Origin of the sequence: Paracoccus zeaxanthinifaciens ATCC 21588 (assembly GCF_000420145.1) — a bacterium.
Lineage (GTDB): Bacteria > Pseudomonadota > Alphaproteobacteria > Rhodobacterales > Rhodobacteraceae > Paracoccus > Paracoccus zeaxanthinifaciens.
The window spans coordinates 66,090-87,268 of sequence record NZ_ATUJ01000003.1 but is presented as its reverse complement, the minus strand read 5'-3'; the positions used below and the strand labels follow the sequence as shown (position 1 = coordinate 87,268).

The following is a 21,179-nucleotide window of genomic DNA, read 5'->3' as shown; positions in this document are numbered from 1 at the left end:
ACATGGACCAGTCCGCCAAGGGACGACACGATCTGGACGCCGCGCTGACCGGCATCTCGGGCATTCTCGTCACGCCCTATGACGACGCGGGCGAAATCGCGCCCGACCGCCTGCAGCCCATCATCGACCGCGCGCTGGGGGCGGGGATGCATATCCCGGTCGTGAACGGCAATACCGGCGAATTCTATGCCCTGACCACGGACGAGGCCTGCACGATGGCGCGCGAGGTCGCGGCCATGGTCGGCCCCCGCGCGCCGCTGCTGGCGGGCGTCGGGCGGGGCCTGCGCGATGCCTGCCGCCTTGCGCGGGCATCCGCGGATGCCGGGGCGGCGGCGCTGATGATCCACCAGCCGCCCGATCCCTTCGTCAGCCCGCGCGGCACGGTCGATTACATCCGCGCCATCAGCGATGCCAGCGGCGGGCTGCCGATGATGCTGTATCTGCGCAACGACGCCATCGGAACGGCGGCCATCGCGGATCTGTGCGCGCTGCCGGGCGTGCGCGGCGTCAAATGGGCGACCCCCAACCCGCTGAAGCTGGCCGAGGCCAAGACCGCCTGCGACCCCGCCATCGTCTGGGTCGGCGGCCTGGCCGAGGTCTGGGCGCCCGCGCTTTATGCCGTGGGGGCGCGGGGCTTCACCTCGGGGCTGATCAACATCTGGCCGGAGCGCTCGATGGCGATCCATGCCGCGCTCGAGGCGGGCGACTATCCCCGCGCCAACGCCCTGATCGCCGAGATGCGCGCCTTCGAGGATATCCGCGCCGAGGAACTGAACGGCACCAACGTGACCGGCGTCAAGGCGGCGCTGCAGGCGACGGGCATGGATTGCGGCCCGACGCGCCCGCCCTCGGCCTGGCCGCTGACCGACGATCAGTCGGCGCGGATGATGGCCTTCCTGCGCAAGGCGGGCCTGGCATGAGCGGGACGATCATCGTCACCGGCGCATCCGCCGGCATCGGGCGCGCGACCGCGCGGGCGTTCCTGGATGACGGCTGGCGCGTGGGCCTGATCGGTCGGCGCGAGGATGCGCTGACCGAAGCCGCCGCAGGCCATGCGGGCGCGCTGATCCTGCCCTGCGATGTCACGGACGAGGGGCAGGTCGATGCCGCCTTCGACCGCGCCGCCCGCGAATGGGGCCGGATCGACGGGCTGTTCAACAATGCGGGCGTGGGGCTGAAATCCGTCAGCATCGACGAAATCGCGCTGCAGGACTGGCGCCGCGTCATCGACACGAACGTCACCGGGATGTTCCTGTGCGCGCGCGCCGCGTTCCGCCGGATGCGGGCGCAGGACCCGCAGGGCGGACGGATCGTCAACAACGGCTCGCTCTCGGCGCATGTGCCGCGACCGGGCTCGATCGCCTATACCGCGTCCAAGCACGCCGTCACGGGCATGACCCGCAGTCTGTCGCTGGACGGGCGCGCCTTCGGCATCGCCTGCGGCCAGATCGACATCGGCAATGCCCTGACCGAGATGTCGCAGCACCAGACCGAGGGCGTCCCCCAGGCCGACGGCGCGATCCGCCCCGAGCCGATGATGGACGTGGCGCAGGTCGCCTCCTCGGTCTTGCACATGATGCGCCTGCCCCCGCAGGCCAATGTCCAGTTCATGACCGTCATGGCCACGACCATGCCCTTCATCGGGCGCGGCTGAGCCGACGAAAGGATCACAGCGATGAAAGACCAGACCTTCACCCCCCATGGCAAGCACCTGATCGCGGGCGAACGGATCGGCGGCGACCGTCAGTTCCAGTCCTCGCCCGCGCATGGGCCGGCGCATTCCTTCGCGGTCGGCACGCCCGATCTGGTGGATCGCGCCTGCCGCGCCGCCGAGGATGCCTTCGACGCGTTCGCCGCGACCTCTCGTCAGGATCGGGCGCGGCTGCTGAACGCCATCGCCGACCGGATCGAGGCGCGGGCCGATGCGATCACGCTGATCGGCACGCAGGAAACCGGCCTGCCCGAGGCGCGGCTGCAGGGCGAACGCGGTCGCACCACGGGGCAGCTGCGACTGTTCGCGGATCACATCCTGAAGGGCGATTACCTGGACCGCCGCCATGACGCGGCGCTGCCCGACCGTCAGCCCCTGCCGCGCCCCGACCTGCGGATGATCCAGCGTCCCATCGGGCCGGTCGCGGTCTTCGGGGCCTCGAACTTTCCGCTGGCCTTCTCGACCGCGGGCGGGGACACGGCGGCGGCGCTGGCCGCGGGCTGTCCGGTCGTGGTCAAGGGCCACGGCGCCCATCCCGGCACCGCCGAGATCGTGGCCGATGCCGTCGCCGAGGCCATCCGCGACACCGGCATGCCCGCGGGCATCTTCAGCCTTGTCCAGGGGGGCAAGCGCGACGTGGGGCAGGCGCTGGTCCAGCATCCGCTGATCAAGGCGGTGGGCTTTACCGGATCGCTGGCCGGGGGGCGCGCGCTGTTCGACCTGTGCGCGCAGCGCCCCGAGCCGATCCCGTTCTTCGGCGAGCTGGGCAGCGTGAACCCGATGTTCCTGCTGCCCACAGCGCTGGCCGCACGCGGGGCCGATCTGGGCGCGGGCTGGGCCGCCAGCCTGACGATGGGCGCGGGGCAGTTCTGCACCAATCCCGGCATCGCCGTGGTGATCGAGGGTGCGGATGCCGATGCCTTCGCGCAGTCAGCCGCGCAGGCGTTGTCGCAATCGGGCGCGCAGGTGATGCTGACCGACGGCATCGCGGACGCCTATCGCGATGGTGCGGCGCGGGTTGCGGGGCAGGCGGGTATCCGCGATCTTGTCACCTCGACCTGCAAGGGGCGGCAGGCGCGCCCCAACCTGTTCCGCGTCACCGCCGAGGATTGGATGGGCAACCACGCCCTGTCCGAAGAGGTGTTCGGCCCGCTTGGCGTGATCGTGACGGTCCGCGATGCCGACCAGATGCTGCAGGTCGCCCGCAACTTCGACGGGCAGTTAACGGCGTCGCTGCACTTGGACGACGGCGATGCCGATCTTGGCCGCCGCCTGCTGCCGGTCCTGGAACGCAAGGCCGGGCGCGTGCTGGCCAACGGCTTTCCGACCGGGGTCGAGGTGTCGGACACGATGGTCCATGGCGGGCCTTACCCCGCCAGCACGAATTTCGGCGCGACCAGCGTCGGCACCCTGTCGATCCGCCGCTTCCTGCGGCCGGTCTGTTTCCAGAATATCCCGGCGGCGATCCTGCCTGCCGACCTGAGCTGAGGGACTGCCCATGGATGAAACGATCCGCCAGAAGCTGATGGATGTCTCGGTCGCGACGCTGGCCACCGCGCTGTATAAGCGCGGCCTGCGCCAGCAGGTGATCCAGGGGGTCCACCCCATCGGCCACAAGGGCCGCAACATGGTCGGCCCGGCCTTCACCCTGCGCTACATGCCCGCCCGAGAGGACCGCAACCAGCTGGCCGAGTTCCGCAACCCCGAACATCCGCAGCGCGTCGCGATCGAGACCTGCCCCCCGGGGCACGTGCTGGTCATGGACAGCCGCAAGGACGCGCGCGCCGCGACGGCGGGCGACATCCTGTTGACGCGGCTGATGATGCGCGGCGCGGCGGGCGCGGTCACCGATGGCGGGTTCCGCGATGCGGCGACCATCGCGGGGATCGACATGCCCGTCTATCACCAGCGGCCCTCCAGCCCGACGAACCTGACCCTGCACGAGGCGATCGAGATCGACGTGCCCATCGGCTGCGGCGACGCGCCGGTCTTTCCGGGCGACATCATCGTGGGCGACGGCGATTGCGTGATCGTCATCCCCGCCGATCTGGCCGCCGAGATCGCGGACGAGGCCGTCGAGATGACCGCCTACGAGGATTTCGTCATCGACCGGGTCAAGGACGGCGAGGCGATCATCGGGCTGTATCCTTGCACGCAGGACCGCCACCAGGCAGCCTTTGCCGAATGGCGCAAGGCCAATGGCAGGTAAGGGGGCAGAGGTGACCGGCAAACCCAGGGTGATGGTGATGACGACCCTGCGCCCCGCCGCGATGGAGCGGCTGGCGCGCGATCACGACCTGCAGCGATGGGACCTGGCCAAAGATCGTGACGCGTTCCTGCGCGATCACGGGCCGGGCTGCCGGGTCCTTGTGACGAACGGGCATGTACCGCTGACGCGCGCCATGCTGCAGGCGATGCCGGATCTTGAACTGGTGACCTGCTCGTCCGCCGGATACGACGCGTTCGACACGCAGGCGCTGGCGGAACGCGGGATCGCGCTGACAAACACCTCGCAGGCGCTGCGCGACGACGTGGCCGATACGGCAATGATGCTGATCCTTGCCGCGCGTCGCGGGCTGGTTCCCGCCGAGGCGCATGTCCGCAGCGGCGCATGGGGCCGCGACGGGGCCTTTCCGCTGCAGCGCAAGGTGTCGGGCACGCGGCTGGGCATCGTCGGCATGGGCACGATCGGCCACGCCATCGCGGAACGGGCCGAGGCCTTCGGCATGTCCATCGCCTTCTGGAACCGCAGCCGCAAGGACCTGCGCTGGCCACAGCAGGACGACCTGGTGCAACTGGCCAGCGACAGCGACCACCTTGTCGCCATCGTCGCGGGGGGCGAGGGGACGCGCGGCCTGATTTCCGAACAGGTGCTTCAGGCGCTTGGGCCGCAGGGGCTGTTCGTCAATGTCGCGCGCGGCACCGTCGTCGATCAGGACGCGCTGATCGCCACGCTTGGCGACGGGCGGCTGGGGGCCGCCGCGCTGGATGTCTACGAGGACGAACCGAACCCCGATCCGCGCCTGACCGGGATGCCGAATGTCACCAACTATCCGCACCACGCCTCGGGGACGGTCGAGACGCGCGACGCGATGGCGCATCTGGCGGTCGACAACCTGCTGGCGTTCCTTGACGGGAAGCCGCTGATCTCGCCCGTGGATCTGGGCGGGGCGCGCAAGGGGGCCGCATGACCAATTCGTTCAAGCAGGCGCTGGCCGCGCGCCGCCGCCTGCCGGGCTTCTGGCTGTCGCTGTGTTCGCCCACCGTGGTCGAGATCGCGGCCCATTCCGGCGCGGACTGGCTGCTGGTCGACATGGAACACGCCCCCGCCGACCTGTCGCAGATCGCCGATCAGCTGCGCGCCGCGCGGGGTGGCCTGGCCGAGGTGGTCGTGCGTCCGCCCCAGTCCGAGCCTGTGATCACCAAGCGCCTGCTGGATATCGGGGCGCGGAACCTGATGTTCCCGATGATCCGGAATGCGCAGGATGCCGCGGATGCGGTCGCCTGGACCCGCTATCCCCCCCACGGCGTGCGCGGGATCTCGGCCACGGTCAGGGCGAACGGTTACGGGCGACAGGGCGATTACCTGCAACGCTATGCCGACGATCTGACGGTGATCGTGCAGGTCGAAACGCCCGAGGCTGTCGCGAATATCGCCCAGATCGCCGCCGTGCCGGGGGTCGATGCGATCTTCATCGGGCCGGGCGATCTTGCGGCCTCGATGGGGTTCGCGGGGCAGGGCAACGCGCCCGAGGTCCGCGCCAAGATCGCCGAGGCCGTCGCCGCGATCCATGCGGCGGGCCTGCCTGCGGGCATCCTGGGATACGGGCACGACCTTGCGCAGGGCTATTTCGATCAGGGCGTCGAATTCGTCGCTGTCGCGGGCGATGCCTGGCTGCTGGCGCGGCAGATGGACGGGATGATCGCCGCGCTGCGCTAGCGCGGCGATCGCTCAGGCGCGGCCCGCGATCAGGTCGCGCATCATCGCGGTCTCGGCCTCGTCCAGATCGGTCAGGGGCGCTCGGACATGACCCGCATCGAAGCCGCGCAGCCGCACGCCCGCCTTGATCGCGGAGACGGCATAGCCCGTCTGCCGATCCCGGATCGCCGCGAAGGGATAGTAGAAATCCTTCAGCAGCCGTTCGCATTCGGCATCGTCGCCCGCAAGGAACGCCTTGTGGAAGGCCAGCGCGGTTTCCGGCACGAAATTGAACACCGCCGAGGAATAGGTCGGCATCCCCGCCCCGCGATAGGCCTGCGCGAACAGCTCGTGCGTGGGCATGCCCCCGATATAGGACAGCCGGTCCCCCATCGTCGCCGTCACCCGGCGCACCGTGTCGATATCGCCGGTGCCGTCCTTGAAGCCGATCAGGTTCGGACATTCCTCGCACAGTTGCGCCAGCGTCTGGGCCGAGATCCGCGACTGCCCGCGATTGTAGAAGATCACCGCCATCTTCGTCGCGCGGCAGACAGCGCGGACACGGTCGGCGACCCCCTCCTGCGGGGCCTCGGTCAGGTAATGGGGCAGCAGCAGGATGCCGTCGCCGCCCGCGGCCTCGATTTCCCGCGCCAGGTCGCAGGCCATGCGCACGCCATAGCCGCAGCCCGCCAGCACCGGCTGATCGCCCGCCACCTCGCGCGTGGCGCGCACGACCTCGACGATTTCCGACGGGGCAAGCGAGAACATCTCGCCCGTGCCGCCCGCGACGATCAGGCCCGCGACCGGATATTGCGACAGCCATTCCAGATGCGCCTGGAACGGCGCCTTGGCAAAGCGGTCGTCGGCATCGAAGGGGGTGACGGGAAAGGACAGCAGCCCGTGGCGGATCCTTTCCCTCAGTTCCAGCGGGTCCATCATATCCTCCCGTGATTGATGGAACACTAATATTTCAGTATGCGCCGCCGGTCAACGAATGCATGGCGCGCCCGCATCGGGGCGCGTCGCGGATGCCGCTCAGGTCGCGGGCGACAGGCTGGCCGCCGCGCCATACCCGGCCTGCCGTCCGAAGACCGCACCCGAGGTCAGCCCCGACCCGCCCGGATAGCCGTTGAAGAACACGCCGCCCACGATCTCGCCGCAGGCGAACAGGCCGGGGATCGGGCTGTCATCCGGCCGCAGGACCGCACCCGCGTCGTCCACCTTCAGCCCGCCATAGGTGAAGGTGATCCCCCCCGTCACCGGATAGGCGCGGAAGGGCGGGGTATCCAGCCGCTGCGCCCAGTTGCTGCGCGGCGGGGTCAGGCCGCGCGCCTGACGGCCATCCTTGATCGTCGGGTCGAAGGGCGTGTCGTCGTCGACCGCCGCGTTGAAGGCGCGCACGGTGTCCAGCGCGGCCGAGGCGTCGACGCCTTCCAGCTTGGCGCACAGATCCTCGATCGTGTCGGCCTGAACGTAATGCGCGTCGTGGAAACGGTATTCGGCATAGAGCAGGTCTTCGGTCTTGGCGTCGAACAGCTGCCAGGCGAACTGGCCCGGCTGGTCCAGCACCGCCTTGCCATATTGGGCATAGGTGTAGTTGCGGAAATCCTTGCCCTCGTCGACGAAGCGCTTGCCTTCGGCATTCACCATCACGCCCAGGAAGTAGCAGATCTTGCGATAGTTCTTGCGGTCCCCGTGCGGGATGTCGAGATTGCCGTATTCCTTCATGTGCCGGTCCATCGGCGTGGCATGCGCACCGGAATACAGCCCGTGCCGCGCGGCACCCAGCTCCAGCGCCATGAGCAGCCCGTCACCGGTATTGTGCGGCGTGCCGCGGACGCGGGCGGCCTCCCATTCCTCGCCCATGAAGTCGTGGCGCAGCTCGCGGCTGGATTCGAAGCCGCCGCAGCCCAGGATGACGCCCTGCGCGCGCAGATCGACCGTGCTGCCATCCTCGCGCCGGGCCGTGACGCCTCGGACCCGACCGTCCTCGACCAGCAGCGACTGCGCGGCCAGCCCGTATTCGATCCGCCCGCCGGCACGCAGCAGAGCCGCGCGCTCGGCCTCGAACAGGCCGACGCCCTCGTCCTCGGCGGCAAGGGTCAGGCCGCCCCAGAAGACCAGCCGCCCGTCCTTTTCGAAGGACTGGCGGGCATAGATCGGTTCGAACTTCACATCGTGCCCGGCCAGCCACTTCATCGTCTCGAGCGAGCGTCCGACCAGCTTGTCCTGTTCCGGGCTGAGCGGGCGGCCATCGTTGAAATAGAGCAGGTCGTCGCGGAACTTCTGCGCGGTATAGGCGCCGAAATCGGTGCGGGGCAGGCGCTCGTCCTTTGGGTCGAGCAACAGGTCCTGCAGATCCTCGCCGCCGTCATAGGCAAAGCGCATCGCGCCGGCGGTATACTTGGTATTGCCGCCCGCCATGTCCTCGGGGGCCTTTTCGATCACCAGCACGCGGGCGCCCTTCTCGGATGCGGCGATGGCTGCGCAAAGGGCGGCGTTCCCGCTGCCGACGACGATCAGATCCTGTTCCATCGGGACCTCCTCTCCTTGGATTCGCGGAATGTATACGCGTGGATGCAATTGTGAACAAGGTAGATGGTCAGAAAAAAGGCCCCGTCTCCGGGGCCCTTCGCGTTCTCAGCCGTCCTCGGCCATGTCACGGCTGTCGCGCAGTGCGCCTATCCGCAACCGTTGAGAGGCCCTGATATGGGCGCGCATCGCCTGCTCGGCCGCTTCGCCGTCGCGCTGCTGCATCGCCTCCAGGACGGCCGCATGTTCGGCGGCGGCCTCGGCGGCGCGGTTCTGGTCGGCCAGCGTGGTCGGGCCCAGGATCAGCAGACCCTTCTGCAGCGTCGCGATGGACCGGGCGAGGAACCGGTTCTTGGCCGCGTCCAGCAGCGTGGCGTGGAACAGGCGGTTCAGCTCGGCGGCCTCGGGGCCGCTTTCGACGGCGGCCATGCGGTCGTTCAGGGCGATCAGCTCGTCCAGCTCGACCTCGGCGGCGGCGCGGGCGGCAAGGCGGGCGGCGGTGCCCTCGAGCACGCCGCGCATCTCGTACAGCTCCATCACCTCGGCATAGTCCAGCGTCCGCACGGTCGCGCCGTGGCGGGGGACATGCGTGACCAGGCCGTCTGTCTCCAGCTGGCGGATCGCCTCGCGCACGGGGGTGCGGCTGACGCCCAGCCGCTCGGCCAGTTCGGTTTCGCGAAGGCGCGCGCCGGGCGGCAGGCTGCCATCGCGGATTTCGCCCAGAAGCCGCTGATAGGCGCTGCTGCCCTGCGGCCCGGAATATTGCTGATCGGCGCGATCGTCCAACGACCCCTCCTTGCGTAACTGTATCCGAATGTATACGAATGGGTGCATCGAAAGTCAATCAAGGGGGGAATCGCCCCGATGACGCCCATCGCGCATCTCTCGTCCGGTACACGCCATCGCCTGATCACGCTTGGGCTTGCAAGCCTTGGCGCGGCGGTCTTCCTGGCCCTCGGGCTGCCGTTGCCCTTCCTGTTCGGACCGATGCTGGCCTGCCTGATCGGCGCGCTGGCGCGGGCACCGCTGCGGGGCTTCGGGCAGGTGTCGGTGGGGGCGCGCACGATCCTGGGGGTCGCCGTGGGCGCGTCAATCACGCCCGCGCTGTTCGCCGAACTGCCGCGGATGCTGACCTCGATCGCGCTGGTGCCGCTGTTCATTCTGACGATCGGTCTGGTCGGCGTGCCGTTCTTCCGCCGCATCTGGGGCTTCGATCCGGCGACGGCCTTCTATGCCGCGATGCCGGGCGGGCTGCAGGACATGGTGATCTTCGGGACCGAGGCGGGGGGCAATCCCCGCGCGCTGTCGCTGATCCACGGGACGCGCGTGCTGATCATCGTGACGCTGGCGCCGATCTTCCTGTCATGGGGATATGGCGCGCAGCTGGCGAACCCCATCGGCGCCCCCGCCGCCGACATCCCCGCGATCGAGCTGCTGCTGATGGTCGCCGCCGCCCTGATCGGCTGGAAGCTGGCCGAGAGGGTGGGCCTGTTCGGGGCCTCGATCCTGGGGCCGATGATCGTCGCGATGGTCCTGTCGCTGACCGGCCTGCTGCATATCCGCCCCCCGCGAGAGGCGATCCTTGCGGCGCAGTTCCTGATCGGCTGCGGCATAGGGGTGCAGTTCGTGGGCGTCACCTGGGCCGAGCTGCGCCGCGTGGTGATGGCGGGCGTCGCCTATGTCTTCGTCATCGCGATCCTTGCGGCGATCTTCACCTGGATCGTGACCTCGATGGGGGTGGGGCACCCGGTCGACGCCTTCCTGGCCTTCGCCCCCGGCGGTCAGGCCGAGATGACGGTCCTTGCCATCGTCACCGGGGCCGACCTGGGCTTTGTCGTGGCGCACCACCTGACGCGGATCGTGCTGGTGATCCTGGGCGCGCCCGTGGTCGCGGGCCTCATGCGGCGGGCAGCGCGTCGGGGTTGATGACGTTCAGCGGCGTGCCTGCGGCCCAGGCGCGGACCTGCTCGAAGATGTCGGTGAACTGCATGTCGAATTCGTCCTCGGTGACGAAGCCGATATGCGGGGTGCAGATCAGGCGCGGATGCGCCAGCAGCGGGTCCGAGGGATCGCGCATCGGTTCCTGGTCGAAGACGTCGATGGCGGCCATGCCTGGCCGCCCTGCATCCAGCGCCGCCAGCAGCGCCCCCGGCGCGATCAACCCCGCCCGAGATGTGTTCACGAAGACCGCCCCGGGCCGCATCGCAGCAAGGTCTTCGGGCGTGATCATGCCGCGCGTCTCGGGCTTCAAGCGCACATGGATCGAGACGACATCGCTGGTCGAGAAGAAGCTGGCGCGGTCGCGCGCCACGTCGCACCCGTCCGCCGCTGCGCGCGCGCGGCCTTCGTCGGACGCCCACCACTGGACCTTCATCCCGAACGCCTCGGCATAGCCTGCGACGGTGCGGGCGATCCGGCCATAGCCGATCAGCCCCAGGGTCCGCCCGCGCAAGGTGCGCCCGACGCCGATCTGCCAGTTGCCGGCCTTGGTCGACGCCATCTGCTGCGGGATCTGGCGCATGGCCGACAGGATCAGCCCGAAGGTCAGCTCCGCCGCGGCATAGGATGGCATGTCCGAGCCCATGTTCGAGCACAGCACCACGCCGTGATCGCTGCATGCCTGCACGTCCACATGCGGATAGACGCTGCGCTGAGAGATCATGCGAAGCCGCGGCAGGCGGGCGATCAGGCTGCGCGTGATCCGGGTGCGTTCGCGGAACAGGACCAGCACCTCGGCATCGGCAAGGCGGCGGACCAGCTCGTCCTCGTCATCGGTGTGATCGGTCCAGACCGTGACCTCGTGCCCGTCCAGCAGGCCGAAGCAGGGCAGGCCCCGCAGCGTGTCGAACCAGTCGTCCAGGATGTGGACCCGAAGCGGTGCCATGCCCGCATCCTTGTCGTTGGTGGGGGGCATGGCGGTCCTTTCTCAGTGGGACAGAAGCACGGGGATGCGGATGTCGCGCAGGATGGAATGCGTGACGCCGCCGATGAAATCCTCGCGGAACTTGGAATGTTCATAGGCGCCCATCACAAGAAGCCCCGGATCATGCCTTTGGCAATAGGCGATGATCGTGTCCGCGACGGGATGCGTCTCGGGAAAGTTCTCGTGGATGGCCTCGACGCCGTGGCGCGACAGGTGGGTCAGCAGGTCGTCGATGGGCTGGGGCGCGCGCGGGCCGACGGTCAGCACGCTGACGCGGCCGTCCTCTTCCAGCAGGCGGAGGCTGTCGGACAGCGCGCGCGCCGCGGCGCGGCTGCCGTCCCATGCAAGCGCCGCGTGGTTGTGCGCCGCGCCCGCGTCGTAACCTTCGGGAACCACGATGACGGGCCGCCCCGAGATCAGCGCGATCCGGTCGGGGTTCAGCGACACGTGCTCGTCGTCGTCGCGGTCGCGCTTGCCGACGATCAGCGCGTCGAAGCAGCGCGCGGCCTCGGACAGGCTGGCATCGACGCGACCCGGCTGCTGGCGAAGGCTCAGCGCGTCGCCCAGGCCCAGTTCGTCGCGCAGGGTCTCGAAGCGGTGCTCGATCTCTCGAAGGATGCCGGCATTCGCCTCGGCCAGCAGGCCGCGCGCGGCGGCGGGGATCCAGCGGGACGAGCTGTCGATGACCTCGTGCTTGGAATGGGCCAGAATCGCGGTCACATGCGCGCCGCGTTCCCGCGCCAGCGACGCGGCATAGCGCAGCGCCGCCACCGACGCATCCGAGCCGTTGAAGGCGACGAGCAGGTTCATGATGGCCATGTCACTTCCCCTTCCAGACATGCGCGGGGACATAGAGATTGCCGTCCGCAAGCTTGCGCGCCGTGCGCAGAAGCCCGGCCGAGTTCAGCGTGAACCCGTCCGTGCCGTCGAAATCGACCAGCACCCCGATGGTGCCCGATGCATGTTCCAGCACCACGTCCGCCGGTCCCTCGGTCGGGCGTTCCAGCATCCCGTCGGCAACCGTCCCCGGCGTCAGCGCGCAGGAGGCCAGGCATTGCGACCCCGTCACCGCCATGCTGGGATGCGTGTTCCACGGCATGAAATAGCGGGTCGCGATGGTGCCGCCCTGCATGGCAGGGGCCAGAAGCCCGAATTTCGGCGTGACCGATGCGCTGACATCGCCCATGCCCATCCGGCGGCCCGCCTCGATGCGGATCGCCTCGATCCGGGCGAAGAAATCGGTGTCGGCATCCAGTTCCTCGGCCGTTTCCCGGCAGGTCTTGCCGAAATCCGCAGCGCGGGCGATGACCATGGGCATGGCGACATCCATGCAGGTCACCTCGATCCCGTCGATGGTGTCGCGCAGGTTCCCCGTGGGCAGGAACGCCCCTGTCGATGATCCGACCACGCCCATGAAGTTCAGCGCGATGGGGGCGGCGGTGCCGGGGACGCCCGCGATCGCGGTCGTGCCGTCATAGGTCAGCCGCCCGCCCGGCGTGCGGACCTTGGCCACCACCTGGGCGCCGGTATTGACCGCGCGGATGCGCACCTCGGTCACGTCGCCCGACGGCTGGATCAGGCCCATCTCGATCGCGGCGGGGCCGACGCCCGACAGGATGTTCCCGCAGGTCGGCTTGAAGTCGACCAGCCGATCCTCGACCGAGACCTGGGCGAAGAAATAGTCGATATCGGCCCAGTCGTCGTCCGAGCGCGACAGCATCGCGACCTTGGTGGTCACGGCGGCCCCGCCGCCGATCCCGTCGATGTTCAGCGGATGCCCCGATCCGACCGCCGCGATCAGCACCTCGGCCAGGGTGTCCAGGTCCTCGGGCAGGTCCGCGCGGTCGAAATACGGCCCGCGAGAGGTGCCGCCCCGCATGAAGACGAAGGGGATTGCGGTCTGTGTCATCGGAACCTCCGGATCAGTTCAGCGGCCAGGGCAGGTCGACCGCATCCTGCAGCAGACCCGGCGGAAAGTCGCGGTTCAGCGCGCCGGCCATCAGGCACATGAACGCAAGGCCCGCGGCGGTCAGGATCAGCGTCTTGGCCCAGCCCGCACCGGCGCGGACGCGCAGGAAGGACAGCATGAAGCCGACCAGCGCGATGATGAACCCGAAGAGGAACGTCCCCGCGATCAGCGACGCGAACCAAGCCAGCGTGGACCACAGCCCGTAGGGGGCGTCGGCATCCTCGCCCGCGATCTCCTTGTCGGCGAAGACCACGTCGGTTTCGGGCCGCAGCATCATCTGCCCCAGGATGATCAGGCAGCACAGCAACGAGATGCCCCCCACGACCAGCGGCACGATCTTGTCGGTCAGGTTGTAGTCGGGGATCATCTGCGCGTTGATCAGCGCCGTCACGAGATAGGCCGCGATGACCAGCAGGAAGACGATCGGCGCGCGCTTGCTGCCAGACTTCACGTCGCCTTCGGCCATGATGGTCTTGGCCTGCCGGATGCCCAGCACGACCGACACGACGGTGATCACGATCAGGATGATCACGATGGGCGAGAAGATGTAGTCCATCCCCTCGGCGAAACTGCTGCGGAAGCGGAAGGACGCGATCTGGAACGCCTGGTTCGAGAATTTCTCGACGGGGTTCGACAGCACGAAGCCGATCAGGAAGGCGGGGCGCGACCAGTCGAAGCGGCGCAGGAAGATGCCGATCAGGCCGATGGCGAACAGCGCCAGCAGGTCCTCGAAGTTCTGGCCCGACTGGAATGCCGCGAAGCTGATCAGCATGAACAGGAACGGCGCGAGATAGGTGAAGCGGATCGTGGTCAGGCGCGCGATCCCGCCCGATGCCGCGATGCACAGCAGCGTGCCGACGACATTGGCCAGCGCCAGCAGCCAGACGATCGAATAGGTGATGTCCAGGTTGTCGCGCAGCATGTTCGGGCCGACCTCGATATCGCCCGAACCCAGCAGGGCGATGGCCCCGATGAAGATCGCCATCGATCCCGAACCGGGGATGCCGAACAGCAGCGTCGGCACCAGCCCGCCGCCTTCCTTGGCGTTGTTCGAGCTTTCAGGCCCGATCACGCCGCGGATCTCGCCCTTGCCGAAATTCGACTTGTCCTTGGTGGTCTGCACCGCGTGGCCATAGGCGATCCAGTCGACGACGGACCCGCCCAGGCCGGGGATCACGCCCACCAGCACGCCGATCAGCGAACAGCGGATCGAAAGCCACTTGTTCGCGGCCCAGTCGCGCACGCCGTCCATCCAGCCCGAACCCAGCTTGGCGTCCTTGGCGATCGAGCGGTCCTGGCGCAGCAGCGACACGATCTCGGGGATGGCGAAGATGCCCAGGCCCACGATGACCAGCTGCAGCCCGTCGGTCAGATAGGGGATGTCGTAGGTGGCCATGCGCAGGCTGCCGCCGGCATCTGCCTCGCCGATGGTGCCGATCATCAGGCCCAGCCCCGCGGCCGCCAACCCCTTGAGCGCGACGCGGCCCGCAAGGACCGACACCATCGACAGCCCGAGAATGGTGATCATCAGCATCTCGGGCAGGCCGAAGGCCAGCACGATCGGCCGCGCCACCAGGATGAACAGCGTCAGGAACAGCGCCCCCACGAGCCCGCCGAACAGCGACGAGGTGAAGGCCGCCGACAGCGCCCGCGCGGCCTGTCCGCGCTTGGCCATCGGAAACCCGTCCAGCACCGTCGCCTGAGAGGCCGAGGACCCCGGAATGCCCATCAGCACCGAGGCGAACGTGTCCGATGTCGGCACGACCGCGACCATGCCGATCATCAGGGCAAGGCCCAGGACGGGCTCCATCCCGAACATGAAGGGAAGCAGCAGCGACAGGCCGGCAATCCCGCCAAGCCCCGGGAACACGCCCACGGCAAGCCCCATGACCACGCCAAGGACAAGATAGCCCAGAACCACTGGTTGAAGGATCAGCGCCCATGCCTCGCCGAGGGCGGGCAGGGCGGTTGCAAGCGCATCCATCGCACCGGCCTTTTCTTTGTTTCAGATGATGTCAGAAGGGGCGGCCCCGCGCATGGCCGGGCCGCCCCGATATCCGGGCGATCAGTTCAGCGAGACGCCGTAGGCTTCCTGCAGCCAGTTCTGGACATAGGTCTTGGCCTCGTCCGAGACGGTGGTGCCTTCCTTGGCCGCGTTGGCCGCGCCCTCGCCCACGAAGACGGGGTATTCGCCGACCTGCTGCATCGCGCGCTCGGCGAAGTCGGGGCGGCTGCGGACCGCGTCGAACGCGTCCGAATAGGTCTGCGCCACGTCATCCGGGGTGCCTGCGGGCAGGAACGCGATCTTCTGGACGGGGAAGCCCGCGATGAAGAACGCCTTCCAGGCATCCCATGCGTCGCCCTGGGTCTCGCAGCCCTCGGTCGCCTCGCAGACCTCCTTGAAGGTCGGCATGTCGGGGAAGGTCGGGTCGCGGACGATGTTGCCGTCCTCGTCCAGGGCGCCCCAGGTCATCATGGGGACGGCCTTGCCCTGCGCGACCAGGTCGGCCGATGCGCCCAGATAGCCCGAAGAGGTCTGGTAGTCGATCGTGGCCTCGCCGCGTTCGAACATCAGGCGGCCGTCGCCGCGGCCCTTGATGCCGAAGACGGGCTCGACGTTCATGCCCAGCATCTGCCATGCCAGCAGCGGCACCAGGTCGAGACGCGTCGCGCCCTGGCTGCCATAGATGAAGGCCGTGTCCTTCAGCGCATCGGCCGAGCCGTCGAACTTTTCGCCGTCGGTCGGGTTCAGATAGGCCACGCCGCCGGTGCCCGATGCCATGACCGGCACCCAGTCCGAATATTCGTAGCGGACGCGCGGGTCATCCAGCAGATAGGGGAACTGCGTCGACCCCGAGGTGCCGAACAGCAGCGTGCCGTCCTCGTGCTCCTGTTCCTGGAACCAGTTCGCGCCCTTGGTCGATCCCGCGCCGGGCATGAACTTGACCACGACGGTCGGGTTGCCGGGCAGTTCCTCGGCCAGCAGCGGGGCGAAGAAGTTGGCCCACTTGGCCGAGCCGCCGGTCTCCGAGAAGGGGATGACCCATTCGATCGTCTTGCCCGAGAAATCGACCTCGGCCTGTGCCTGGCCTGCGATCGCAAGGGCCGAGACGGCTGCGGTGAGTGCGAGTTTGCGTGCGTTCATTTGTTCCTCCCTGGTTCGTGCCTTGGGTCCGGGCGCTGCGGCCCGGCCATGAATTCTCGATGTAGGGAAACGATTCCCTCCTCCAGTTTCACGACACTGACGTTTGAACCTTGCGCAAAGCTTGCGCAGTGTGACAATTCCTGTGGTCATGCGGATTGCAATCATCGAAGACAACGCGGCATTGGCGGCGGGCATCGCAAGCCGCCTGCGGGAACGCGGGCATTCGGTCGACCTTCTGGCCGACGGCGCCGAGGCGGATGCCTTCCTGGCCCACGAGGGCGCGGACATGGTCGTCCTGGACATCAACCTGCCGTCCATGGACGGGCTGGCGATCCTGCGCGCGATGCGCAGGCGCGGCGACAACGCGCCCGTCATCCTTCTGACCGCCCGCAGCGAGACGGGCGAGCGTGTGGCCGGCCTGGACGCGGGGGCGGACGATTACCTGACCAAGCCCTTCGACATGGACGAGCTGGAGGCCCGGCTGCGGGCGCTGTCGCGCAGGCGCGACCTGGTCTTCTCGGCGCAGGATGCGCTTGGGGGGCTGGTCTTCGACCGCACCAGCCGACAGCTTCTGGACCAGGGAAGCGCGCTGGACGTTCCCCGCAAGGAGATTGCGACGCTGGAATGCCTGCTGGACCGGCGGGGGCGCATCGTGTCACGCTCGGTCCTGATGTCGCATGTGTTCGGCACGGGCGCCGACGTGGACGACAGCGCGATCGAGCCGCATGTCTCGCGGTTGCGCAAGCGGATCGAGGGATATGGCGTGCGCATCCGCACCGCGCGGGGACTGGGCTACATGCTGGAGACGGACGATACATGAGGTTTGCCAACCTGTCGCTGCGCCTTCGGCTGTTCCTGCTGATCCTGTCGCCGCTGCTGGTTGCTTCCGTCCTGCTGGGCATCTGGCGATACCAGGTCGCGCGCGACACCTCCGACCTGCTGTTCGACCGCGGGCTGCTGGCGGCGGCGCTGGCGATTTCGCGCGACGTCGCCATATCCGAGGGCGACGCCCTGTCCCCCGCCACCAGAAGCGTCATCTCGGATGCGGGCGGGGGCGAGGTCTTCTATCACGTCACGGGGCCGGGTGGGATCTATGTCACCGGCTATGCCTATCCTCCGTCCTGGCGCGTCCCCGATGCCGTGGACGGTCGTCCGCAATACGCCGTCGCGACCTATCGCGGTGAACCCGTGCGCATCCTGCGCATGTCCGAGACGACGACGATCGACAACCTGACCGGCCAGACCGTCGTCACCGTCTGGCAGCGCATGAGCGACCGCTATGCCTTTGCGCGGCAGCTGTCCTATCGCGCGGCGGTCCTGATCGGCGCGCTGATGGCGACGCTGGCGGTCGTTGTCTGGTTCGGCGTCCAGCGCGGTCTCAGTCCGCTTCGGGGTCTGCGCGATGCGATCGAGAGGCGGTCGCCGGACGATCTGACGCCCATCCGGCGACCCGTCCCCTCCGAGGTGCGCGGCGTCGTCGCGACGCTGAACCGGCTGTTCGGGCAGGTGCAGGACAGCATCCAGGCGCATCAGGCCTTCATCTCGGATGCGGCGCACCAGCTGCGCAACCCCGCCGCCGCGCTGTTGTCCCTGGCCGAGACGCTGCCCCATGCGCGCGACCCCGAGGAACGCCACCGCCGCCAGCAGGAACTGATCGCCGCCGCCCGCAGATCCGCGACGCTGGCCGAAAAGTTGCTGTCGATGGAAAGGCTGCGCTATGGCGGCATGTCGGGGCGGCAGGCGATCGATCTGAACGCCGTGGCCGAGGAGGCCGCATCCGATCTTGCGCCGCTGATCCTGTCGCGCGATCTGGCGCTGTCCTTCGACGCTGCCGGGCCGCTGCCGGTCATGGCCGATCCCGTCCTTGTGGGCGAGGCGATCCGCAACCTGATCGACAATGCGATCCAGCATGGTGGTCCGACCATGACCGCAATCGCCGTGACGCTGTCGCGCACGGGCGATGCGGCCCGCGTCACCGTCAGCGATGACGGGCGGGGCCTGTCGCCCGAGGACCTGGAACTGGCATTCCGCCGCTTCGGTCAGGTCCGGTCGGGGCAGGGCAGCGGGCTGGGCCTGTCCATCGTGCGCCAGGTCGCCGAGGCGCATGGCGGGCAGGTCGATGCCCGCGCGTCCGAAGGGGGCGGGTGCTTCAGCCTGACGCTGCCGCTGGCGGGTCGGTCCAGCCCGTATCCAGATGGGCGATCAGGAAATCCATGAACAGCCGCGTCTTGGGCGTCAGCACGTTGCTGCGCGGATAGACCAGCCACAGCACGGAGCGGTCGTTCAGCCGCCACTCGGGCAGGACCTGCACAAGGCTGCCGTCGCGCAGCTCGCGCGCCACGCTCCAGACCGAGTTGATCGAGATGCCCGCCCCCGCGACGGTGGCGATCCGCATCGAGGCTCCGTCGTCGAAGATCGCACGGCAGCTCATGGCCTTCGGGTCCAGCCGCCAGGTCGTCTGCCCGTTCGTCATGTCCCGCGCAGACAGGTCGCCCCAGGACAGGAAGCGGTGCCGCGCCAGATCGTCCGGTCCCGACGGGGTGCCGTGACGCGCAAGATAATCGGGCGAGGCGCAGAGGATGCGCGGATCCTCGGCCAGCTTGCGGCCCTTGAGGCTGCTGTCGGTCAGGGGCGCGCTGCGCAGGGCCAGGTCGAAGCTGCCCTCGATCAGGTCGAAGCGGGTGTCCGACAGGCGCAGGTCCAGCGTGATGCCCGGGTGCATGTCGTGGAACCGCGGCAGCAGCGGCACGATATGGCGCTGCGCGAAGCTGCTGGGCGCGGCAAAGCGCAGGGTGCCGACGGGTTCGGTCGCGTCATGGCCCAGAACCGCGCATCCGGCCTCGAGCTGGGCCAGGATCTCGGTGGCATAGGGCAGGAATGCCTCGCCCTCGTGCGACAGGGACACCTTGCGGGTGGTGCGGTGCAGCAGCTCGACCCCCAGCTGCTGTTCCAGCTTGGCCAGCCTTGCGCTGGCGACGGCGGGGCCCATGCCAAGGCTGCGCCCCGCGGCGGTGATGTTCAGCAGATCGGCCGCAAGGACGAAAAGGCGCAGGCCGTCGATATCCATTCCCGCGTTTCCCCCCGAACTGCATCGGCGCGCGCGATCCCCGACGACGGGCCGCGTGCCCCTGCGCGGTCGTCAGTAGACGTCGCGCTGATAGCGGCGGTTGTCGCGCATCTCGACCAGGAAGGCCTCGGCGCTTTCGACGCTGTGCTTGCCATGTTCGACCAGCACCTGGATCAGGGCGTCGTGGACGTCCTTGGCCATCCGGTCGGCATCCCCGCAGATATATAGATGCGCGCCCTCGTCCAGCCATTTCCACAGCTCGGCACCCTGTTCGACGATGCGGTGCTGGACATAGACCTTCTCGGCCTGGTCGCGGCTGAAGGCGACGTCCAGCTTGGTCAGCAGGCCCGATTTCAGATAGCCCTGCAGTTCAACCTGATAGAGGAAGTCCTGCGTGAAATGCGGGTTGCCGAAGAACAGCCAGTTCCGGCCCGACGCGCCATCCGCATCGCGATCCTGAAGGAAGGCGCGGAAGGGGGCGATGCCAGTGCCGGGGCCGATCATGATGACGGGCGCGTCCGGATCGGCGGGCAGGCGGAAATTGTTGTTCTCCTCGACGAAGACGCGCAGTTCGCCCGTATCGGCAAGGCGGCGGCCCAGATGGCCCGAAGCCCCGCCCAGGTGGTTGCGGCCATGGGCGTTGTATTCGACCACGCCGACGGTCACGTGCACCTCGTCCTCGGCCTCTTTCTGGCTGGAGGCGATGGAGTAGAGCCGTGGCTGCATCTTGCGCAGGCTGTCCACCAGCGATTGCGGCGTGGCGCCGTCCTTGTGCTCGCGCAGGATGTCGAAGATCTGGCGATCGGCGATGTATTCGCGCAGCGCGGCCTTGTCGGAGGCCAGCTTGCGCAGGGCGTCGTTGTCGGTCGCCTCGGCGAATTTCTCGACGAAGGTGGGATAGGACTGGGTCAGCTCCAGATCCTGGGTCAGCGCCTCGCGCAGCGTCTTCTGCTGCCCGCCGACCGTGACCTCGGCTGCACCATCAAGGTTCAGCAGCGCCAGCGTCTCGTCGACCTCGACCGGGTCGTTGTGGAAATAGACCCCGAGCGAGTCGCCCGCCTGATAGGTGATCCCCGAACCTTCCAGCGACACCTCGAGGTGACGCACGTCCTTGGTGCTGTCGCGGCCCGTGATCTTCTGGACGGCGTTCACCTCGGCGGTGAAGGGGTTCTTCTTGGTCCATTGCGACGCCGCGGGCGCGGGGGCGGCCATGCCCGGGGTCAGCGGCACCACGTTGCTGGGCTGCGCATCGGCCTTCAGGTCGGGCTCGAACGCATCGACGGTGCCGTCGATCCAGGCGGCGGCGTGATCGTCGTAATCCACGTCCAGCAGCGCGCGTTCGACCAGCACGGTCGCGCCGAGGGCCGTCAGGCGTTCCTCGAAATCGACGGCGGTCTTGCAGAAGAACTCGTAGCTGGTATCGCCCAGGCCCAGCACGGCGATCTTGGTGCCGTCCAGCTTCGGCGCCTTCTTCGAGCCTATGAAATCGAACAGCTTCAGCGCGGGTTCGGGCGGCTCGCCCTCGCCATAGGTCGAGACGACGACCACCATGTAGCGTTCGTTCTTCAGCTGGTTCGGCTTGTAATCGGCCATGTCCACCAGCTTGACGTCCAGCCCGCGCGCCTTCGCCTTGGCGGCCACGTCCTGCGCGACATGCTTGGCGTTACCCGTCTGCGACCCGTACAGCACCGTCAGCACGGCCTTTTCGGCCTGCTGGGCGGGGGCCTGCACGGCGGTCGCACCCGCCGCACCTGCGGTCGCGGCCAGGAAGCCGCTGATCCATGCCTGCTGGATCGGGGTCAGGGTCGTCAGAAGCGTCTGCATCTGGGTCGACTGCTCGGGGGTCAGCGGGTTCAGGCCGGGGGGGAGGGTGTTGGTAAGCACGGGAATTGTCTGCCTTGGTCTGTCTGGGT

At 68.4% G+C, this 21,179-nt stretch carries 19 protein-coding genes; 9 read left to right on the top strand and 10 right to left on the bottom strand.

The features are described 5' to 3' along the window. Window positions 1-2 precede the first annotated feature (2 nt). The 6 genes from F804_RS0103735 to F804_RS15540 are packed head-to-tail and all read left to right on the top strand — an operon-like array spanning window position 3 to window position 5,651. Entirely contained in the window at window positions 3-920 is a 918-nt protein-coding gene (locus F804_RS0103735) for a dihydrodipicolinate synthase family protein (RefSeq protein ID WP_022706407.1), read from the top strand. After that, a complete protein-coding gene (locus tag F804_RS0103730; protein WP_022706406.1) occupies window positions 917-1,654 on the top strand; it encodes an SDR family oxidoreductase in 738 nt (245 codons plus the stop codon). Before F804_RS0103735 ends, F804_RS0103730 begins: the two co-directional genes overlap by 4 nt. 21 nt (window positions 1,655-1,675) lie before the next feature. Next, window positions 1,676-3,199 (top strand): aldehyde dehydrogenase (NADP(+)), encoded by a 1,524-nt coding sequence (locus F804_RS0103725; RefSeq protein WP_022706405.1) that lies wholly within the window; start codon window positions 1,676-1,678, stop codon window positions 3,197-3,199. Window positions 3,200-3,209: 10 nt separating this feature from the next. After that, on the top strand, window positions 3,210-3,920 hold the full coding sequence (locus F804_RS0103720) for a ribonuclease activity regulator RraA (RefSeq protein ID WP_022706404.1): 711 nt from the start codon (window positions 3,210-3,212) through the stop codon (window positions 3,918-3,920). A gap of 10 nt (window positions 3,921-3,930) precedes the next feature. Next, window positions 3,931-4,902 (top strand): 2-hydroxyacid dehydrogenase, encoded by a 972-nt coding sequence (locus tag F804_RS0103715; protein WP_245540307.1) that lies wholly within the window; start codon window positions 3,931-3,933, stop codon window positions 4,900-4,902. After that, on the top strand, window positions 4,899-5,651 hold the full coding sequence (locus tag F804_RS15540; protein WP_022706402.1) for an HpcH/HpaI aldolase family protein: 753 nt from the start codon (window positions 4,899-4,901) through the stop codon (window positions 5,649-5,651). Before F804_RS0103715 ends, F804_RS15540 begins: the two co-directional genes overlap by 4 nt. 12 nt (window positions 5,652-5,663) lie before the next feature. On the opposite strand, the gene F804_RS0103705 is transcribed toward F804_RS15540, so the two are convergent. From F804_RS0103705 to F804_RS0103695, 3 genes are all read right to left on the bottom strand, one after another. Continuing rightward, window positions 5,664-6,566: a 5-dehydro-4-deoxyglucarate dehydratase gene (locus F804_RS0103705; protein ID WP_211214606.1), complete on the bottom strand. Its 903-nt coding sequence runs from the start codon at window positions 6,564-6,566 to the stop codon at window positions 5,664-5,666. 99 nt (window positions 6,567-6,665) lie between these two features. Next, window positions 6,666-8,165, bottom strand: a complete 1,500-nt coding sequence (tcuA, locus tag F804_RS0103700) for an FAD-dependent tricarballylate dehydrogenase TcuA (protein ID WP_022706400.1) — start codon at window positions 8,163-8,165, stop codon at window positions 6,666-6,668. Window positions 8,166-8,270: 105 nt separating this feature from the next. Further along, window positions 8,271-8,948 carry a GntR family transcriptional regulator gene (locus F804_RS0103695; RefSeq protein WP_022706399.1) on the bottom strand — a complete coding sequence of 226 codons (678 nt, stop codon included), beginning with the start codon at window positions 8,946-8,948 and terminating at the stop codon, window positions 8,271-8,273. 78 nt (window positions 8,949-9,026) lie between these two features. Between F804_RS0103695 and F804_RS0103690 the strand changes: the two genes are divergently transcribed. Continuing rightward, window positions 9,027-10,088 carry an AbrB family transcriptional regulator gene (locus F804_RS0103690; protein ID WP_022706398.1) on the top strand — a complete coding sequence of 354 codons (1,062 nt, stop codon included), beginning with the start codon at window positions 9,027-9,029 and terminating at the stop codon, window positions 10,086-10,088. Here F804_RS0103690 and F804_RS0103685 read toward each other — a convergent pair. The 5 genes from F804_RS0103685 to F804_RS0103665 all read right to left on the bottom strand — a co-directional run bounded on the left by F804_RS0103685 (window position 10,060) and on the right by F804_RS0103665 (window position 16,199). Continuing rightward, window positions 10,060-11,076: a D-2-hydroxyacid dehydrogenase family protein gene (locus F804_RS0103685; RefSeq protein ID WP_022706397.1), complete on the bottom strand. Its 1,017-nt coding sequence runs from the start codon at window positions 11,074-11,076 to the stop codon at window positions 10,060-10,062. The two genes, F804_RS0103690 and F804_RS0103685, sit on opposite strands and share 29 nt — an antisense overlap. Before the next feature lie 12 nt (window positions 11,077-11,088). Then, a complete protein-coding gene (locus F804_RS0103680; protein ID WP_245540306.1) occupies window positions 11,089-11,895 on the bottom strand; it encodes a universal stress protein in 807 nt (268 codons plus the stop codon). 10 nt (window positions 11,896-11,905) lie between these two features. Then, complete coding sequence (locus F804_RS0103675; protein ID WP_022706395.1) at window positions 11,906-12,994, bottom strand: 4-oxalomesaconate tautomerase; 1,089 nt, start codon at window positions 12,992-12,994, stop codon at window positions 11,906-11,908. A 13-nt stretch (window positions 12,995-13,007) separates the two neighbouring features. Beyond that, window positions 13,008-15,038: a tripartite tricarboxylate transporter permease gene (locus F804_RS0103670; RefSeq protein WP_022706394.1), complete on the bottom strand. Its 2,031-nt coding sequence runs from the start codon at window positions 15,036-15,038 to the stop codon at window positions 13,008-13,010. Window positions 15,039-15,119: 81 nt separating this feature from the next. Then, window positions 15,120-16,199, bottom strand: a complete 1,080-nt coding sequence (locus tag F804_RS0103665; RefSeq protein WP_022706393.1) for a type 2 periplasmic-binding domain-containing protein — start codon at window positions 16,197-16,199, stop codon at window positions 15,120-15,122. 148 nt (window positions 16,200-16,347) lie between these two features. Here F804_RS0103665 and F804_RS0103660 point away from each other — a divergent pair, with 148 nt between their 5' ends. Both F804_RS0103660 and F804_RS15535 read left to right on the top strand, forming a co-directional pair. Continuing rightward, a complete protein-coding gene (locus F804_RS0103660) occupies window positions 16,348-17,019 on the top strand; it encodes a response regulator transcription factor (protein WP_022706392.1) in 672 nt (223 codons plus the stop codon). After that, window positions 17,016-18,416 (top strand): sensor histidine kinase, encoded by a 1,401-nt coding sequence (locus tag F804_RS15535; protein ID WP_022706391.1) that lies wholly within the window; start codon window positions 17,016-17,018, stop codon window positions 18,414-18,416. Before F804_RS0103660 ends, F804_RS15535 begins: the two co-directional genes overlap by 4 nt. Here F804_RS15535 and F804_RS0103650 read toward each other — a convergent pair. Both F804_RS0103650 and F804_RS0103645 read right to left on the bottom strand, forming a co-directional pair. Beyond that, window positions 18,349-19,266, bottom strand: a complete 918-nt coding sequence (locus F804_RS0103650; protein WP_022706390.1) for a LysR family transcriptional regulator — start codon at window positions 19,264-19,266, stop codon at window positions 18,349-18,351. The genes F804_RS15535 and F804_RS0103650 overlap by 68 nt on opposite strands. Before the next feature lie 72 nt (window positions 19,267-19,338). Next, window positions 19,339-21,150, bottom strand: a complete 1,812-nt coding sequence (locus F804_RS0103645; RefSeq protein WP_022706389.1) for an assimilatory sulfite reductase (NADPH) flavoprotein subunit — start codon at window positions 21,148-21,150, stop codon at window positions 19,339-19,341. Window positions 21,151-21,179 lie beyond the last annotated feature (29 nt).

What these genes read in the sequence shown, in the direction of transcription:
- F804_RS0103735 (WP_022706407.1), top strand. Translation starts at nt 3, where the DNA reads ATGGACCAGTCCGCCAAGGGACGACACGATCTGGACGCCGCGCTGACC.
- F804_RS0103730 (WP_022706406.1), top strand. Translation starts at nt 917, where the DNA reads ATGAGCGGGACGATCATCGTCACCGGCGCATCCGCCGGCATCGGGCGC.
- F804_RS0103725 (WP_022706405.1), top strand. Translation starts at nt 1,676, where the DNA reads ATGAAAGACCAGACCTTCACCCCCCATGGCAAGCACCTGATCGCGGGC.
- F804_RS0103720 (WP_022706404.1), top strand. Translation starts at nt 3,210, where the DNA reads ATGGATGAAACGATCCGCCAGAAGCTGATGGATGTCTCGGTCGCGACG.
- F804_RS15540 (WP_022706402.1), top strand. Translation starts at nt 4,899, where the DNA reads ATGACCAATTCGTTCAAGCAGGCGCTGGCCGCGCGCCGCCGCCTGCCG.
- F804_RS0103705 (WP_211214606.1), bottom strand. Translation starts at nt 6,566, where the DNA reads ATGGACCCGCTGGAACTGAGGGAAAGGATCCGCCACGGGCTGCTGTCC.
- tcuA (WP_022706400.1), bottom strand. Translation starts at nt 8,165, where the DNA reads ATGGAACAGGATCTGATCGTCGTCGGCAGCGGGAACGCCGCCCTTTGC.
- F804_RS0103690 (WP_022706398.1), top strand. Translation starts at nt 9,027, where the DNA reads ATGACGCCCATCGCGCATCTCTCGTCCGGTACACGCCATCGCCTGATC.
- F804_RS0103685 (WP_022706397.1), bottom strand. Translation starts at nt 11,076, where the DNA reads ATGCCCCCCACCAACGACAAGGATGCGGGCATGGCACCGCTTCGGGTC.
- F804_RS0103680 (WP_245540306.1), bottom strand. Translation starts at nt 11,895, where the DNA reads ATGAACCTGCTCGTCGCCTTCAACGGCTCGGATGCGTCGGTGGCGGCG.
- F804_RS0103675 (WP_022706395.1), bottom strand. Translation starts at nt 12,994, where the DNA reads ATGACACAGACCGCAATCCCCTTCGTCTTCATGCGGGGCGGCACCTCT.
- F804_RS0103670 (WP_022706394.1), bottom strand. Translation starts at nt 15,038, where the DNA reads ATGGATGCGCTTGCAACCGCCCTGCCCGCCCTCGGCGAGGCATGGGCG.
- F804_RS0103665 (WP_022706393.1), bottom strand. Translation starts at nt 16,199, where the DNA reads ATGAACGCACGCAAACTCGCACTCACCGCAGCCGTCTCGGCCCTTGCG.
- F804_RS0103660 (WP_022706392.1), top strand. Translation starts at nt 16,348, where the DNA reads ATGCGGATTGCAATCATCGAAGACAACGCGGCATTGGCGGCGGGCATC.
- F804_RS15535 (WP_022706391.1), top strand. Translation starts at nt 17,016, where the DNA reads ATGAGGTTTGCCAACCTGTCGCTGCGCCTTCGGCTGTTCCTGCTGATC.
- F804_RS0103650 (WP_022706390.1), bottom strand. Translation starts at nt 19,266, where the DNA reads ATGGATATCGACGGCCTGCGCCTTTTCGTCCTTGCGGCCGATCTGCTG.